Origin of the sequence: Flavobacterium humi (assembly GCF_004745595.1) — a bacterium.
In the GTDB taxonomy this organism is placed as follows: domain Bacteria; phylum Bacteroidota; class Bacteroidia; order Flavobacteriales; family Flavobacteriaceae; genus Flavobacterium; species Flavobacterium humi.
The window spans coordinates 641,252-656,755 of sequence record NZ_SRLH01000001.1; the positions used below are offsets into that span (position 1 = coordinate 641,252).

The window sequence follows — 15,504 nt, forward strand, 5'->3', positions numbered from 1 at the left end:
TATGCATGCATAGTATATTTTTATTATCTTTGATTTTCAAACTCAATCTATGAAAGATAAAACAATAGATTATGTACTTAGGGCAACTTGGCAAGCTGTGTCAAGAATGTACAACGAAGAAGCCTCAAAATACGGTGCCACAATGGCTACGGGTTTCGCTTTGCTTAGCATCGACAGGGAAAACGGAACACCTTCAACTGCCTTGGGGCCGCGGATGGGAATGGAAGCCACCAGCCTGACCAGAACGTTGAAGTCTATGGAAGAAAAAGGCCTCATATACCGTAAACCCAACCCCGACGATGGCCGTGGAGTGCTTATTTACCTAACTGATTTCGGTAAGGAAAAAAGAGAACTTTCCAAAAATACGGTTTTGAAATTCAACGAAACCGTAAAACAAAATGTTACTCCCGAAAAATTATTGCATTTTATGGAAGTGGCGGAAATCATCAACGAATTAATTCAAGACAAAAACATATTCAACCAACCCGAAAAAATAGAAAATGAAAAGATCTATTAGAAAAGTTGCAGTCATCGGATCCGGAATCATGGGTTCGGGGATTGCCTGTCATTTTGCCAATATTGGCGTAGAAGTCCTGCTCCTTGATATTGTTCCCCGTGAACTTACCGAAGCGGAATCTAAAAAAGGCCTGACTTTAGAAAGCAAAATCGTGCGTAACAGATTGGTTAACGACCACCTGGCAAATGCTTTAAAATCTAAGCCTTCCCCTATTTACGATGTGAAATTCGCCCAACGCATCACAACAGGAAACACAACCGACGACCTGGCAAAAATCAAGGATGCAGACTGGATCATTGAAGTAGTGGTTGAACGATTGGATATCAAAAAATCTGTTTTTGAAGAAATTGAAAAATATAGAAAACCGGGCACATTAATTACCTCAAACACGTCCGGTATCCCAATTCATTTTATGAGCGAAGGACGAAGCGAAGATTTCCAGAAACATTTCTGCGGAACGCATTTCTTCAATCCGGCGCGTTACCTGAAACTTTTCGAAATCATCCCTGGGCCTCAAACGTCAACGGAAGTTTTGGATTTCCTAAATGAATATGGTGAAAAATTCTTAGGGAAAACTTCAGTCGTGGCCAAAGATACTCCGGCTTTTATCGGCAACAGGATCGGGATCTTCGGGATCCAGAGTTTGTTCCACCTGGTAAAAGAAATGGGGCTTACTATCGAAGAAGTCGATAAGCTGACCGGTCCTGTTATCGGCCGACCAAAATCAGCAACTTTCAGGACTGTAGACGTTGTTGGTTTGGATACTTTGGTCCATGTTGCCAACGGAATTTACGAAAACTGTCCTAATGACGAGGCGCACGAACTGTTCAAATTACCGGATTTCATCACAAAAATGATGGAAAACAAATGGTTGGGAAGCAAAACCGGCCAAGGTTTCTATAAAAAAGTAGATAAAGACATCCTTTCGCTAGATTTGGATACTTTAGAATACAGGGCTGCCAAAAAAGCGTCCTTTGCCACTTTGGAATTGACAAAAACAATCGATAAACCTATTGACCGCTTCAAGGTATTGGTAAAAGGGAAAGACAAAGCCGGTGAATTTTACCGAAAAAGCTTCTCTTCCATGTTTGCCTATGTTTCAAACAGGGTTCCTGAAATTTCAGATGATTTCTATAAGATCGATGATGCCATGAAAGCCGGTTTTGGTTGGGAAAATGGCCCGTTCGAAATCTGGGATGCCATCGGTGTGGAAAAAGGAATCGAATTGATGAAAACCGAAGGCTATGCCCCGGCTGCCTGGGTTACAGACATGATTGCTTCGGGCAACACCTCATTCTACACTGTAAAAGAAGGGGCAACCCATTACTATAACATCGCTTCAAAATCACAGTTGAAAGTTCCGGGACAAGATGCTTTTATCATCCTGAACAATATCCGCGAAAGCAAAAAAGTCTGGGGCAATGCCGATGCAACAATCCAGCATTTGGGAGACGGAATCCTAAACCTGGAATTCCATTCCAAAATGAATACTATTGGCGGCGGTGTCATCCAGGGCATCAATAAAGCCATTGATTTAGCTGAAAAAGAATATGCAGGATTGGTTATCGGAAACCAGGGAACCAATTTCTCTGTAGGTGCCAATATCGGTATGATTTTCATGATGGCTGTAGAACAGGAATATGACGAACTGAATATGGCCATCAAAATGTTCCAGGATACGATGATGCGCGCGCGCTACTCTTCTATCCCGGTAATTGCCGCACCTCACGGCATGACATTAGGAGGCGGTTGCGAATTATCCATGCATGCTGATAAAATAGTCGCTGCTGCGGAAACGTACATCGGATTGGTAGAATTTGGTGTAGGTGTAATTCCAGGCGGTGGCGGTTCAAAGGAAATGGCGGTGAGAGCATCGGATACTTTCCGTAAAAACGACGTAGAACTGAACGTACTTCAGGAATATTTCCTAACCGTAGGTATGGCCAAAGTGGCTACTTCTGCTTACGAGGCTTTCGACCTGGGCATTTTACAAAAAGGGAAAGATGTCGTAGTTGTCAATAAAGACCGCCAGATTGCCGAAGCTAAAAAACATGCCTTGTTAATGGCCGAAGCCGGTTACACGCAACCTGTTAAACGTAAAGACATTAAAGTTTTAGGAAAACAGGCGTTGGGAATGTTTTTGGTAGGAACAGATCAAATGAAAGCTGGTCAGTATATTTCGGAACACGACAGGAAAATCGCAAACAAATTAGCCTATGTAATGGCTGGAGGCGATTTGTCCGAACCGACATTAGTAACGGAACAATATTTACTGGACCTAGAAAGAGAGGCTTTCCTTTCTCTTTGTACCGAAAGAAAAACATTGGAAAGAATCCAGTTTATGTTAACTAAAGGGAAACCATTACGTAATTAGAAAAAAGAATATAGAGAATAGAGCAAAGACAAAAAATCTATTTTCCATTCTCTATTTTCCATTCTCTTAAAAAAGAAAAAAATATGAAAACAGCATATATAGTAAAAGCATACAGGACAGCCGTTGGCAAAGCACCTAAAGGTTTGTTCCGATTCAAAAGGCCAGACGAACTAGCAGCCGAAACCATCGAGTATATGATGAACGAACTTCCTGGTTTTGATAAAACGCGCATTGACGATGTCATGGTCGGGAATGCTATGCCGGAAGCCGAACAAGGACTTAATGTAGGCCGTCTGATCTCATTGATGGGATTAAAGATCGAAGATGTTCCGGGCGTAACCGTGAACCGGTATTGTGCTTCCGGATTGGAAACCATCGGGATGGCTACAGCCAAAATCCAGTCAGGAATGGCAGATTGCATCATTGCCGGCGGTGCCGAAAGCATGAGTTTTATCCCTATGGGAGGTTACAAACCAACCCCGGATTACAAAGCTGCTGCTGCCGGACACGAAGATTACTACTGGGGAATGGGCCTAACGGCTGAAGCAGTAGCCAAACAATTTAATATTTCCCGTGCCGACCAAGATGAATTTGCTTTCCATTCGCACCAAAAAGCTTTAAAAGCACAAGCCGAAGGGAAATTTGACAAACAAATCGTCCCGATTACCGTGGAGCAGACTTTTATCAATGAAAATGGTAAAAAAGAAACCAAATCATACGTTGTTACCAAAGATGAAGGCCCAAGAGCCGATACCAATGTAGCTGCATTAGGCAATTTAAAGCCTGTTTTCGCCGCTGACGGAAGCGTAACAGCCGGAAATTCATCTCAAATGAGTGACGGTGCTGCTTTTGTTTTGATTATGAGCGAAGAAATGGTCAAAGAATTGAACCTCGAACCTATTGCACGTTTGGTCAATTTTGCTTCTGCCGGAGTAGAACCGAGAATCATGGGGATCGGTCCTGTAAAAGCCATTCCGAAAGCCATCAAGCAAGCAGGTTTACAACTGAAGGACATCGAACTTTTCGAATTGAATGAGGCATTTGCATCCCAATCATTGGCTGTAATCCGCGAACTGGGCCTAAACCCCGATATCGTAAACGTAAACGGAGGAGCTATTGCTTTAGGGCATCCGCTGGGCTGCACAGGAGCAAAACTATCTGTCCAGTTATTCGACGAAATGAAACGCCGCGGCAACAAATACGGAATGGTCACTATGTGTGTCGGTACCGGGCAGGGAACTGCGGGGATTTACGAGCTTTTGTAAAAAACATTTTTCCGATTTTGTCATTCCGACGAAGGAGGAATCTTATATCGTTAAAAAAATTATAGGGATTCCTCCTTCGTCGGAATGACAAGATTGAGGAGTTCGATTGTTAAAAAATAAAAAATTAAGAAATAATGGGAGACATAACAAGAGGAGGTCAATTCCTTGTAAAAGAAACAAAATGTGAAGATGTTTTCACACCTGAAGATTTTTCAGAAGAGCAAATTATGATGCGTGACTCTGTAAAGGAGTTTGTAGATAAAGAAATTTGGCCAAATAAAGATCGTTTTGAGAAGAAGGATTACAAATTCACTGAGGAGTGCATGCGCAAAACCGGTGAATTGGGCCTTCTTGGCGTAGCCGTTCCTGAAGCTTACGGCGGATTGGGCATGGGATTTGTTTCCACAATGCTGGTTTGCGATTACATTTCGGGTGCTACCGGATCTTTTTCCACAGCTTTCGGAGCCCACACAGGAATCGGGACTATGCCAATCACTTTATACGGAACAGAAGAACAAAAGAAAAAATATGTACCGAAATTAGCTTCAGGCGAATGGTTCGGGGCTTACTGCTTAACAGAACCGGGCGCAGGATCTGATGCCAATTCAGGGAAAACCAAAGCCGTCCTTTCAGAAGACGGAACTCATTACAAGATCACAGGCCAGAAAATGTGGATTTCGAACGCAGGATTCTGCTCGTTGTTTATCGTTTTTGCGAGGATTGGCGATGACAAGAACATTACCGGTTTCATTGTAGAGAACGATCCTAACAACGGAATTACAATGAATGAAGAAGAGCATAAATTAGGGATCAGGGCTTCCTCTACCCGTCAGGTTTTCTTTGCCGATACGAAAGTCCCGGTTGAAAACATGCTTTCTGAAAGAGGAAATGGTTTCAAAATCGCCATGAATGCCTTAAATGTAGGCCGTATCAAATTAGCCGCTGCTTGTTTGGATGCACAGCGCAGGGTAACTTCCGGTGCCGTAAAATATGCTAACGAAAGAATCCAATTCAATACTTCCATCTCTAATTTTGGTGCCATCCGTTCCAAATTAGCGGAAATGGCAACTTCCTGCTACGCCGGTGAAAGTGCTTCATACCGTGCTGCAAAAGGGATTGAGGACAGGATTATCGCCCGTGAGGCAGAAGGTGCTTCGCATCAGGAAGCCGAATTAAAAGGAGTTGAGGAATTTGCCATTGAATGTTCTATCCTTAAAGTGGCCGTTTCTGAAGATGTCCAAAACTGTGCCGATGAAGGTATCCAGATTTTTGGAGGTATGGGATTCTCTGAAGACACTCCAATGGAAAGCGCCTGGCGTGATGCCCGTATTGCCCGTATTTACGAAGGTACAAATGAAATCAACCGTATGCTTTCGGTAGGAATGTTAATCAAAAAAGCCATGAAAGGCCATGTGGATCTATTAGGGCCTGCTATGAAAGTGGCAGAAGAATTAATGGGAATCCCTGATTTTGAAATTCCTGATTATTCTGAATTATTCGCAGAAGAAAAAGAACTGATCGGCAAATTGAAAAAATCATTCCTAATGGTTTCGGGAGCGGCAGTTCAAAAATTCGGACCGGACCTGGATGCACACCAGCAATTGCTAATGGCTGCTTCTGATATGCTTATCGAGATTTATATGGCGGAAAGTACCATTTTACGTACCGAAAAACTAGCCAAATCCAAAGGAGCCGAAAATGTGAAAGAACAAATTGCAATGGCGCAATTGTACCTGTACAATGCTGTTGACATCATCACCAAAAAAGGAAAAGAAGGTATCGTTTCTTTTGCTGAAGGCGATGAACAGCGTATGATGCTAATGGGATTACGCCGTTTTACAAAATACACCAACATGCCTAATGTGGTAGCACTGCGCGAAACGATTACTTCCAAATTGGTCGAAGAAAACGCGTACTGCTTCTAAAAAACTAAAAAGATTAGTTAAGTTAATTGTTGAAAAAGCCGTCTCGTTAGAAATAACAAGACGGTTTTTTATTTTTTCTTTACTTCAAAAATCTCTTTCTTGATTTCTACGGTATAATCGTTCGGGATTATTTTCCGGCCGTATAATCGTGCATACACTTTGGTGAACTCGGCACCGAAATACAAAATAATGGCCGAATAATATACCCAGATCAGTATGATAATCACCGAACCGGCCGCGCCATAAACGGTTGCAATGGTAGAATTCCCCAAATAAAACCCGATAGCAAATTTACCGATCATAAAAAGGACAGATGTAAAGCCGGAACCGACCAAAGCATCTTTCCAGGCGATTTTCCCGTCGGGAAGGGTTTTGAAAATAATGGAAAACAAGATGGTCGTCGTCACAAACAACAATACTAAATTCAATATGTAAATCAAATACACCGTGACGTCCGGGAAATAAATAACCAGGCGGGCGTTGAGTACGTCCATTACAGTATTGACCATAAGGCTGACCATCAGCAAAAAGCCGGCTACCGCAATCATTGAGAAGGAAAGCAGCCTGTTTTTGATGAATTTCATAATGCCGTTGCTCGGTTTGGCGTTCAGTCCCCAAATAAAATTGATGGAACTCTGGATTTCGGCAAAAACCCCGGAAGCCCCTATCAATAACATAATCCCTCCAAAAATAGCAGCAAATACATTACTGTTTGACAATTCTATGTTTTTAATGGTTTCCTGGATTTGGAGTGCGGCTTCATTCCCTACCATTTGGTTGATCTGGACGAAAAACCTTCCGGCAACCGCTTCTTTTCCAAAGAAAAAACTGCTGATATACATGATGATAATCAAGAGCGGCGGCAATGAAAAAATAGTATAATAAGAAAGCGATGCGCTTAATTTAATCGCATTGTCCTTGTCAAATTCGGTATATGTGGTTTTCACAAAATCCCAACTTGTTTTGATGAGTCCTTCCTTTTTCATTTTTGCTCAATTTTAATCGAATACTTTGTGTTTTGTAAAACGAAAGCCAGAAAATTCAGCCTCCTACAATTTCACCTCCGTTGATATGCAATACCTGGCCTGTAATATAACTGCTGTCTTTACTGGCGAGGAATACATACGCCGGTCCAATTTCAGAGGGCTGCCCTGCCCTGCCCATAGGTGTGTCGGATCCAAAATCCTTAAGTTTCTTAAATGTTGAAACAATAAGCGGTGTCCATATTGGGCCGGGAGCAACGGCATTGACCCGGATTCCCTTTTTGGCAAGCATCGTGGCCAAAGACCTTGTAAAAGTAACAATTGCACCTTTCGTACTCGAATAATCCAAAAGATGATCGCTTCCCCTGTAGGCTGTCACGGAGGAAGTATTGATAATCGTATCGCCTTTTTTTAAATGCGGCAGCGCTTCCTTGACCATGAAAAAAAACGGATAGATATTCGTTTCAAAGGTTTCCTCCAATTGTTTTTTGGAAATATGCTCAATGGTATTTTCAGGCATCTGGAAGGCGGCATTATTCACAATGATATTCAAACTTCCGAATTTTGCAACGGCTTTCTCAATGCTTTTTTTACAGAAGGCTTCCTTTTTTAAATCCCCTTTAATGAGGTAACAATCCTTTCCCAAAGCTGTTATCATTTTTTGGGTTTCCAACGCGTCTTTGTCTTCATTCAGGTAAACAATGGCCACATTCGCCCCTTCAGAAGCAAAATGAACGGCTATGCTCCTCCCGATCCCGCTATCGCCTCCGGTAATGAGCGCCGTTTTCCCTTTCAGTTTTTCGCTTCCCTTATAATCAGGACGTATGATTTCCGGCTGCGGGTGCATCTTGAATTCCATACCGGGAGGTTTCTGATGTTGTTCCGGGAATTTTTTTGTCTTTGCCATGTTGGTTCATTTAAATTTCAACGGTATCATTTGTTTATCCTTTCGAAAGAAAAAAGGGCGGCATCTTCATTTTCATTTCCCAAAATCATATCTGTAATGATTTCGGCCGCTATCAGGGAAAAAGTAATGCCGTTGCCCCCAAAACCCAATGCAAAATAACTATTGGGCAATTTGCTGTACTCGCCTATGTAAGGCAAGCCGTCTTTTGTTGCTCCAAAAGTCCCTGTCCAGCTGAATTCCTGTTTAAAACTTATATCCGGGAAAAGTTTGCGGAAATCACCGGACAACTGGCGGGCCTTTTTCCCAATCAGTTTATCCCTTCTTCCGGGATTGTAAAAATCTTCGTCCCTGCCGCCTATCAGGATCCTTCCGTCGGGGGTTGTCCGCATGTACAAGTAGGGATCTGCGGTATTCCAAAGCATTACATTATCCTTCCAAAAGGTTTTTGTTTCATATTGCTCACTAATCACAGCATAGGTAGATTTCAGGTCTACTATTTTTTCTGCAATAAAATCAACAGATTCATAACCGGTGGCATACACCAGCTTTTTTGCCTTGAGTATATACCCTTGTTCTGTTTCGAGTACGACGCCTTCCGCGGTATGGCTGATCCTGATCACCGGAGTGCGGTCGTACACGCCCAATGCTCCTTTTTTGTCTTTTTTATACTGTAACAGTTTATGTGTAAGGCCATAGGCGTTTGTCTGTGCTCCATGATTGGAAAGTATGGCTCCTGCCGATGAAAAACCAAACGTCTTGAGGATATCCTTCTCCTCCAGGTAACGGACATCGAATCCTGCTTTCTTCCTGGCGGCATATTCTTCCTTCAAAAAAAGAATATCTTTCTTGTACGCTGCATAATAAAGGCTTTTTTTAAATTCAAAATCCTTGAATCCGATCTTTTTTACAATCCTGCCCAACTCTTCTATAGCGTAGTTGCAGAGCTGAAAAGCCCTTTCCGCTCCTTTTTCGCCTATCATCTTTTTCAATTCCGATAAAGGCGTGTCAATTTCATATTGCAAAAGAGAAGTGCTCGAGCAGGTACTTCCCAACCCTATCGTCCTGGAATCAACCATGATGCATTTGATCCCAGCATTCAACAAATAATACCTGACCAATGCCCCTGAAATCCCTGCACCGATAATCACTACATCAGTGGTTGTGTTTTTAGCCAGTTTGGGGAACGTAAAAGGCATCCCATCCTTAATCAGCCAAAAAGGATACCCGGATTGCAAGTTCATCATGATTGGTTTTTAAGTGCATTTTCAAAATTACCCAAAATTAATTTTACAATTTGGAAGGAAATTTACATAATTCCCACCCCTCGGATTTTCAGCGAATATCTTGTTCCGCATCATTCAAAATTTACTTACCTTTGAAAGAAAAAGCATATGAAAAAACTAATTTTTCTTTCCTGTTCCGTGTTTTTGGCCGTAGTGGCTTGTAAAACTTCCGCCGGAAACAAAAACCAACTGAACATTGCCTTCACTTCCAAAAGCGACAGCCATGTAACCGGGAATGCTACTTTCGTTGAGAAAAACGGTGCCGTAACTTTTACCGCAACAATGAGCGGGCTTACTCCGGGCGTACATGCCATCCATATCCATGAAAAATCAGACTGTTCTGCTGCCGATGCAAGCTCTGCCGGAGGGCACTGGAACCCTACTTTCAAGAAGCACGGAAAATGGGGCATTGGCGAATACCATAAAGGCGACATCGGTAATTTTACTGCTGATGCCAATGGAAACGGGACAATAACACTAACCACAAACGAGTGGTGCATTGGTTGTGGCGACGAAACCAAGGATATCTTAGGAAAAGGCCTGATTGTCCACAAAGGCACAGATGATTTTACATCGCAACCCGCCGGGAATGCCGGAGCCAGAGTGGCTTGTTCTGCGATTATCAAATAACAGGTACCATTATTATAACAAAACGCACTTGAAAGAGTGCGTTTTTTATGGGATATCATGTCCGGAAAAGTATAAATATTATAAGATCCTGCGGGAATCCTGTAAACGGTTTGCGTGTTGTGTTTTTTAATTTTAAAAGAACCTAAAAAAAGCAGCAGTTATGAAAACAACCGCACAAAAAGCCCCTGTAAAGACAGCCGTTAAAAGCACCCCTAAAACAAATCCGGAGAAAAAAACCAGGCAGCTCAAACCACCCATAGACGGGTTAAGAGTATTGTTTGTGGCCGGCCTGAAAGATATCTACTGGGCAGAAAAAGCCCTTGCCAAGGCACTCCCTAAATTGGCGGAAAAAGCCACTTCACGAAACCTCACAACTGTTATCACCGAGCACCTGGCGGTTACCGAATCGCAAATAATACGATTGGAACAGGTTTTTGATGTTATCCGTATAAAAGCGGCGGCAAAAAAATGCAAAGCTATGGAAGGTCTTATCGCTGAAGCCCAGGATAGTATCGGGAACACTGAAGCGGGCCCGGTGCGCGATGCCGGAATTATTGCAGCCTCACAAAAAATAGAGCATTACGAGATCGCTACTTATGGTACGCTGGCCTCTTTTGCCAAAACACTCGGAGAAGAATTTGCGGCCAAATTGCTCCATGAAACGCTAAAAGAAGAAAAAGCGGCAGATCTGGCCCTTACGGAAACCGCTTATGATGCCATTAATTTCCATGCGGCAGTAGACTGATTTTCAATAAGTAGGGAAGTTTTTCAATTCGTTTGGAGCATTTCAAAAATAAAAAAACCGCCTGTAACAGCGGTTTTCAATGAAAAGGAACTTATAAACCTGCGTCGGTAGTAAACGGGTTTAACAGGTCCTGGTCAAAAAGATTGCGTCTGGGGTGAAGATCGTCTTCTTCATTTTCATCCTGATCATCCTCATCTTCATCTTCATCATCAATATCGTCAGGATCGATTTCATCTTCGTCATCATCATAATCATATGCCAAAGGATACTCAAGGTTTCTATCTTGTTCCGGATGACGGTTAGGGCTATCGTTAAGGAATTCTTCATTTTGAAATTCGTATTGCTTGCCGCCGATTGTTACAATTATCTCAAAATCATCTGTTTCGGGTTTTTGCTGAAAGTTAGGGTTACCATAACCATAATTCCGATGGGTTACATTTTTCATAATTTTATAATTAGGGGTTTCTGAATTCTTACCGTCTGCGTTTCCTTAATTAAGCTAAAGAAGGGAATCCGCATGTCATTTTTTATCGTTTCCGCTTACTGTCATCAGTAGTTTTATCTGTGTTTTTCTGTTACAACTTAAATGAAGGCAAGGCAACCAGCCTTCATTATCTTCTCGGTTTAACAAAAATAAAGAGGCCGGTTGCCTTGGTTTATACATAATTTTTTGTTTTTCATATATAATTCCCACATTTGAAAAACAAATTGACCTTTACACCTTGATATTCATCAGGTTGTCAAAAAGCCCAAATGCCTTGAGCAGCCAGATGACCACCACGACAAGGACCACGATGTTGAATATCCTTTTGATGTTCTTATCCATTGGGATAAAGGTATTTACCAGCCATAGGAGAACGCCTATCACCAGTAATACAAGTAAAATTGAAAAGATTGACATAATAGTATGATTTTAGGATTAGTTACTGATGCAAACTGCCTATAGTAAAGGTGCAGATAATGTTAAAGGCATGCCGCATTGCGGGCATTTGTCATTGAACTTGCCTCTTATTTCAGGATGCATGGGACAGGTGTACCATTTTTCCGGCTCGTTCGCTTCGAGGATTTTCCCGAGGGCCGGATACTTGTTTTTGAAATCTTCAGAGCGGATAATAGCTCGAAAAACCGGAGTTTCCATATTGTACAGTTTAAAAGGTTATGGGTTTGCTATTTGTAACCTAAAAGTACTCTTTGCTGTTTGAGGTTTTCTTATAGCATTTGGGCTAAATCTTATATAATCCACTGATATCAAAATTATTGGATGTTGCAGAAGATATAGTATATTTGAACAGAAGAATACCGTTCCATACACAGATAACCCTTACCAAACCATGAAATACTTGTGCATTCTTTTGATACTGATAGCGTCTTTTTCGGCCAAAGCCCAACAGCAAACCCCAAACGACAGTATTTACAGTATCCAGGATAGTGTACAAATCCCCACGCGGAGCGGTGTACCCATTTCAGCGATAATAGTCCGAAAAAAAACAAATAAAGCCCCGTTGCCGGCCATCCTGTTTTATACTACGTATTACCAGGATGCAAGTGATGCGATATTCGGGAAAAAATCGGCCGATAGGGATTATGTAGGTGTTGTCGCCTATGCCCGCGGGATTAAAACCGATTTGAAAAACTATGCTCCTTTTGAGAACGAAGGAACAGATGTGTATGATATCATTGACTGGATAAGTAAGCAAAAATGGTGCGACGGCAGTGTCGGGATGTATAGTGGCAGTTATACCGGTTATGCGCAATGGGCAACAGCCAAAAACATCCATCCGGCGCTAAAAACCATTGTGCCGCAGGTAGCGGTAATGCCGGGATATGACTTCCCTATGGAGAACAACGTTCCGGTATCCCATATCCTAAGCTGGAGCAATGACAATATCTACAAAAACAAACCCTTGCCAAGGAACCTACCTTTTGATTATTTTAATACGGGTGCGGCATTTGCCAAAATGGATAGTGTATCGGGAATAAAGAATCCTATTTTCCAAAACTGGCTGTCCCATCCCGGTTACGACAACTATTGGCAGTCAATGGTCCCTACTCCCGAAGAATATGCCAAGATCGATATCCCGGTCCTGACCACGACAGGCTATTATGACGGGTCGCAAATTGGTGCCTTGCAGTATTTCAAACTCCATAACCGGTACCGCAAAAACGCCAACCATTATATCGTAATCGGGCCATACGACCATTGGGGCGCACAACGAAGGCCTGCCAAAAACCTGATGGGCTATGACATTGACAGCGTGGCCAATATCAGCATGATGAACCTGGCTTACGATTGGCTTGATTTTATTTTAAAAGGCAAACCCAAACCCGCTTTGCTGCAGGACAAAGTAAATTACCAGGTGATGGGCACCAATGAATGGAAGCACTGTTCCTCGCTTGCCAACACCAGTAATGCCACCTTAACATTCTACCTGGACAAAACAGTCCTTGCACCGGTTAAACCAAAGGAAAAATCTTTTGAGAAACAGACTGTAAATTTTAAGGACCGGGAAAGCCAAAACAACTATTTTACGCCTTCGATTATCTTTGATACGCTTGATAGCAGCAACGGATTGGTTTTTTCTACAGAACCGTTTCAGGAAGAATTCTCCATTAACGGTTCCTTTATGGGCAATCTTTGGGCTACGGCCAATAAGAAAGACATGGATGTTTCCCTGGCTTTATATGAACTTATGCCCAACGGGAAGTATTTCTTCCTGACCCGTTATATTGGCAGGGCCAGTTATTCCAGGGACAATTCCAAAAGGCAATTGCTGCGGCCGGGAAAGAAAGAAAACATTGCCTTTACCAACACCCGGTTTGTAAGCAAGAAAATCAGCAAGGGAAGCAGGCTTGTGGTTTTGCTGAACATCAACAAGCATCCTTTTGAGATTATCAATTATGGTTCAGGCAAACCCGTATCAGATGAAACAATTGAAGATGCAGGAGAACCGTTGGAAGTAAAATGGCACAACGAGAGTGTTATTGAAATCCCGGTGTGGAAAAATTAAGGCCGCCGGCTGTCCTTTGGAACCATCCAATACAAAGCCATCGCTACCGTTTGTTATGTAGCGTTTGAATCCGTTTCGGCCTGCTGTGGAATTTATTCAGCCGTAGTCGGATCTATAATGCTGGAAACCTGCGCTATGGAATTGGCCGGAAAACCACCCTGCTTGGCATGTTCCCGTATCATTTCCTGATTTGGGGCCTGGTAAATACAATACACCTTATTTTCAGTAACATAGCTTTGAACCCAGTTGATCTCCGGGCCCATATTGCGCAACACACCACAGGAAGTCTGTGATATTGATTTTAACTGCTCCGGTGTCAGCTGACCTGCTCCCGGAATTTCTCTTTCGATTACGTACCTAGGCATGATTAAAAAAATTAAATGATATTCTTATTTCAAAACACATATTAAAGTTACTGAAAATCAGAATGTTATTTAAACAAATCCTACAAGTATTTATAACCGGGCAAAACTTGTGGAAAACATCCGATAAGGTATCATTATTTTGACTTTGGTTTTGCTAACTTCGTCACTTCCCCACTGTACAGCATTAGGCGCAATTGAAAAACAGCAAGGGAAACATCGATAACCAAACCAAACCCTATGAATTCAAGCGGAACGCAAGACAACCTACACTGGTTTTCCAAATTATCTTTATGCTTTTTAGCGATCGTCGGAGCGGCCAATACGGCTCTTTTTATAATTGCACCGCTGCTGCCCTTCGCGCTTGCCCCGCTGATAATTCCTGCCGGATTATCGACTTTGGCAATAGCCATACTATTTTCAGTAGGATTTTCCATATACTGGCACAATAAGGAGAAAAAAGGAAAGGCCAATGCTGTGCTTTATATTTCCTGGCTGACCACGTTGCTCCGGTACTGGATTGCATTCCTTCTTTTTGATTTCGGATACCAGAAACTCTTCGAAGTCAATTTCAATTATTCCTACCATATAAACGACACTTTGGTAAGCCAGTTAAACGGACAGGAACTTACCTGGGTATACTATGGGTATTCTTACAACCTGGCGGTGATCCTGGCTTTATTCCAGATTATCGGGAGTTTTCTTTTGCTGTTCAGGCGGAGTGTCCTGGCTGGTGTCGCGGTGCTTCTGCCGGTGATTGCGAATATCGTTTTGATTAATATGTTTTACCATATCGGGCCCATTACCTTGTTTACCTCAGTCCAGATTGCCTTGGGGCTCACGTATCTGCTGTGGCAGCATAAAACGGCTATCATCAGCTTCTTTAAGGAATGCAAGGACATGTTGCCTACGATTGGCAGTAACATGGCCCGCCCTGTTGCCCGTTTGGCATGCATCCTGCTTCCTTGCCTGTTTGTGTATTATTACAACCACAATGTCCATCTTTCCAAAAAATACTTTGGGAAATGGAAGGTCGAAGCCATGACCCGTAACGGGAAACCGGTTGCTGAAAACGAATGGCAAAAGGATTCCCTGGCCTGGAAAACAATCTATATTGAAGAACGCGGGAAGATGTATTACTGCCCCAATCCTTATATGTATGTAGACAGCACTTCTATATTTATGAAATATGACTATGACGATGCCCGGAATACCTTAAAGGTCATTTCGTATGAGAAAAACCCGCAACGGCCGGACACTATTCCCGTAACGGTTACCCGATTCCAGGAGAAGTCCATGCAGTGGGATATGGTTTTCGATAAGAATGCAGTTCATATGGCATTGCGGAAGGTGGAGTGAGAGCTGGCGTGTGTACTATATGTAAAAATCATCTGTACTTTTGATTTTATTCTCTTTGTGGGCACGGATTATAAATCCGCGCTATCTGGTTTATCTTTCTATTTTACTAATTGTATAACATTAAACACCCCAATCCCAAACTTTAC

General features: G+C 42.4%; 15 protein-coding genes. 8 read left to right on the top strand and 7 right to left on the bottom strand.

Annotation, left to right across the window (positions count from 1 at the left end; translation table 11 throughout):
* The first annotated feature begins 49 nt into the window (after positions 1-49).
* From E4635_RS02735 to E4635_RS02750, 4 genes are all read left to right on the top strand, one after another.
* A complete protein-coding gene (locus E4635_RS02735; RefSeq protein WP_135525070.1) occupies positions 50-517 on the top strand; it encodes a MarR family winged helix-turn-helix transcriptional regulator in 468 nt (155 codons plus the stop codon).
* Positions 501-2,891, top strand: a complete 2,391-nt coding sequence (locus E4635_RS02740) for a 3-hydroxyacyl-CoA dehydrogenase/enoyl-CoA hydratase family protein (protein WP_135525071.1) — start codon at positions 501-503, stop codon at positions 2,889-2,891. The genes E4635_RS02735 and E4635_RS02740 overlap by 17 nt, the downstream gene beginning before the upstream one ends.
* A gap of 83 nt (positions 2,892-2,974) precedes the next feature.
* Entirely contained in the window at positions 2,975-4,156 is a 1,182-nt protein-coding gene (locus E4635_RS02745; protein WP_135525072.1) for an acetyl-CoA C-acyltransferase, read from the top strand.
* Between the two features lie 134 nt (positions 4,157-4,290).
* A complete protein-coding gene (locus tag E4635_RS02750; RefSeq protein ID WP_135525073.1) occupies positions 4,291-6,081 on the top strand; it encodes an acyl-CoA dehydrogenase family protein in 1,791 nt (596 codons plus the stop codon).
* A 68-nt stretch (positions 6,082-6,149) separates the two neighbouring features.
* Here the strand turns inward: E4635_RS02750 and E4635_RS02755 are convergent, their stop codons facing one another.
* The 3 genes from E4635_RS02755 to E4635_RS02765 are packed head-to-tail and all read right to left on the bottom strand — an operon-like array spanning position 6,150 to position 9,215.
* Positions 6,150-7,067: a YihY/virulence factor BrkB family protein gene (locus tag E4635_RS02755; protein ID WP_135525074.1), complete on the bottom strand. Its 918-nt coding sequence runs from the start codon at positions 7,065-7,067 to the stop codon at positions 6,150-6,152.
* Between the two features lie 55 nt (positions 7,068-7,122).
* Positions 7,123-7,971, bottom strand: coding sequence for an SDR family oxidoreductase (locus E4635_RS02760; RefSeq protein WP_135525075.1), 849 nt, complete (start codon positions 7,969-7,971; stop codon positions 7,123-7,125).
* A gap of 26 nt (positions 7,972-7,997) precedes the next feature.
* The gene (locus E4635_RS02765; protein WP_246020659.1) at positions 7,998-9,215 is read right to left on the bottom strand and encodes an NAD(P)/FAD-dependent oxidoreductase; all 1,218 of its coding nucleotides are present in this window, start codon (positions 9,213-9,215) and stop codon (positions 7,998-8,000) included.
* Positions 9,216-9,362: 147 nt separating this feature from the next.
* Between E4635_RS02765 and E4635_RS02770 the strand changes: the two genes are divergently transcribed.
* Together E4635_RS02770 and E4635_RS02775 are read left to right on the top strand one after the other, a co-directional pair.
* Positions 9,363-9,884: a superoxide dismutase family protein gene (locus E4635_RS02770; protein ID WP_135525076.1), complete on the top strand. Its 522-nt coding sequence runs from the start codon at positions 9,363-9,365 to the stop codon at positions 9,882-9,884.
* 160 nt (positions 9,885-10,044) lie between these two features.
* Positions 10,045-10,629 (top strand): YciE/YciF ferroxidase family protein, encoded by a 585-nt coding sequence (locus E4635_RS02775; RefSeq protein ID WP_135525077.1) that lies wholly within the window; start codon positions 10,045-10,047, stop codon positions 10,627-10,629.
* A 91-nt stretch (positions 10,630-10,720) separates the two neighbouring features.
* Here E4635_RS02775 and E4635_RS02780 read toward each other — a convergent pair whose 3' ends face one another.
* From E4635_RS02780 to E4635_RS02790, 3 genes are all read right to left on the bottom strand, one after another.
* Positions 10,721-11,074, bottom strand: coding sequence for a hypothetical protein (locus E4635_RS02780; RefSeq protein ID WP_135525078.1), 354 nt, complete (start codon positions 11,072-11,074; stop codon positions 10,721-10,723).
* A 270-nt stretch (positions 11,075-11,344) separates the two neighbouring features.
* Positions 11,345-11,530 (bottom strand): Thivi_2564 family membrane protein, encoded by a 186-nt coding sequence (locus E4635_RS02785; protein WP_135525079.1) that lies wholly within the window; start codon positions 11,528-11,530, stop codon positions 11,345-11,347.
* Between the two features lie 39 nt (positions 11,531-11,569).
* Positions 11,570-11,767 carry a heavy metal-binding domain-containing protein gene (locus E4635_RS02790; RefSeq protein WP_135525080.1) on the bottom strand — a complete coding sequence of 66 codons (198 nt, stop codon included), beginning with the start codon at positions 11,765-11,767 and terminating at the stop codon, positions 11,570-11,572.
* 193 nt (positions 11,768-11,960) lie between these two features.
* On the opposite strand from E4635_RS02790, the gene E4635_RS02795 reads away from it, so the two are divergent.
* Entirely contained in the window at positions 11,961-13,637 is a 1,677-nt protein-coding gene (locus E4635_RS02795) for a CocE/NonD family hydrolase (RefSeq protein ID WP_135525081.1), read from the top strand.
* A gap of 92 nt (positions 13,638-13,729) precedes the next feature.
* On the opposite strand, the gene E4635_RS02800 is transcribed toward E4635_RS02795, so the two are convergent.
* Positions 13,730-14,002, bottom strand: coding sequence for a DUF4242 domain-containing protein (locus E4635_RS02800; protein WP_135525082.1), 273 nt, complete (start codon positions 14,000-14,002; stop codon positions 13,730-13,732).
* Between the two features lie 237 nt (positions 14,003-14,239).
* On the opposite strand from E4635_RS02800, the gene E4635_RS02805 reads away from it, so the two are divergent.
* Entirely contained in the window at positions 14,240-15,358 is a 1,119-nt protein-coding gene (locus tag E4635_RS02805; RefSeq protein WP_135525083.1) for a hypothetical protein, read from the top strand.
* The last annotated feature ends 146 nt before the right edge of the window (positions 15,359-15,504 follow it).

Coding starts and splice junctions, on each gene's coding strand:
- E4635_RS02805 (WP_135525083.1), top strand. CDS start 14,240: ATGAATTCAAGCGGAACGCAAGACAACCTACACTGGTTTTCCAAATTA.
- E4635_RS02760 (WP_135525075.1), bottom strand. CDS start 7,971: ATGGCAAAGACAAAAAAATTCCCGGAACAACATCAGAAACCTCCCGGT.
- E4635_RS02765 (WP_246020659.1), bottom strand. CDS start 9,215: ATGATGAACTTGCAATCCGGGTATCCTTTTTGGCTGATTAAGGATGGG.
- E4635_RS02795 (WP_135525081.1), top strand. CDS start 11,961: ATGAAATACTTGTGCATTCTTTTGATACTGATAGCGTCTTTTTCGGCC.
- E4635_RS02745 (WP_135525072.1), top strand. CDS start 2,975: ATGAAAACAGCATATATAGTAAAAGCATACAGGACAGCCGTTGGCAAA.
- E4635_RS02775 (WP_135525077.1), top strand. CDS start 10,045: ATGAAAACAACCGCACAAAAAGCCCCTGTAAAGACAGCCGTTAAAAGC.
- E4635_RS02755 (WP_135525074.1), bottom strand. CDS start 7,067: ATGAAAAAGGAAGGACTCATCAAAACAAGTTGGGATTTTGTGAAAACC.
- E4635_RS02800 (WP_135525082.1), bottom strand. CDS start 14,002: ATGCCTAGGTACGTAATCGAAAGAGAAATTCCGGGAGCAGGTCAGCTG.
- E4635_RS02770 (WP_135525076.1), top strand. CDS start 9,363: ATGAAAAAACTAATTTTTCTTTCCTGTTCCGTGTTTTTGGCCGTAGTG.
- E4635_RS02780 (WP_135525078.1), bottom strand. CDS start 11,074: ATGAAAAATGTAACCCATCGGAATTATGGTTATGGTAACCCTAACTTT.
- E4635_RS02735 (WP_135525070.1), top strand. CDS start 50: ATGAAAGATAAAACAATAGATTATGTACTTAGGGCAACTTGGCAAGCT.
- E4635_RS02750 (WP_135525073.1), top strand. CDS start 4,291: ATGGGAGACATAACAAGAGGAGGTCAATTCCTTGTAAAAGAAACAAAA.
- E4635_RS02785 (WP_135525079.1), bottom strand. CDS start 11,530: ATGTCAATCTTTTCAATTTTACTTGTATTACTGGTGATAGGCGTTCTC.
- E4635_RS02740 (WP_135525071.1), top strand. CDS start 501: ATGAAAAGATCTATTAGAAAAGTTGCAGTCATCGGATCCGGAATCATG.
- E4635_RS02790 (WP_135525080.1), bottom strand. CDS start 11,767: ATGGAAACTCCGGTTTTTCGAGCTATTATCCGCTCTGAAGATTTCAAA.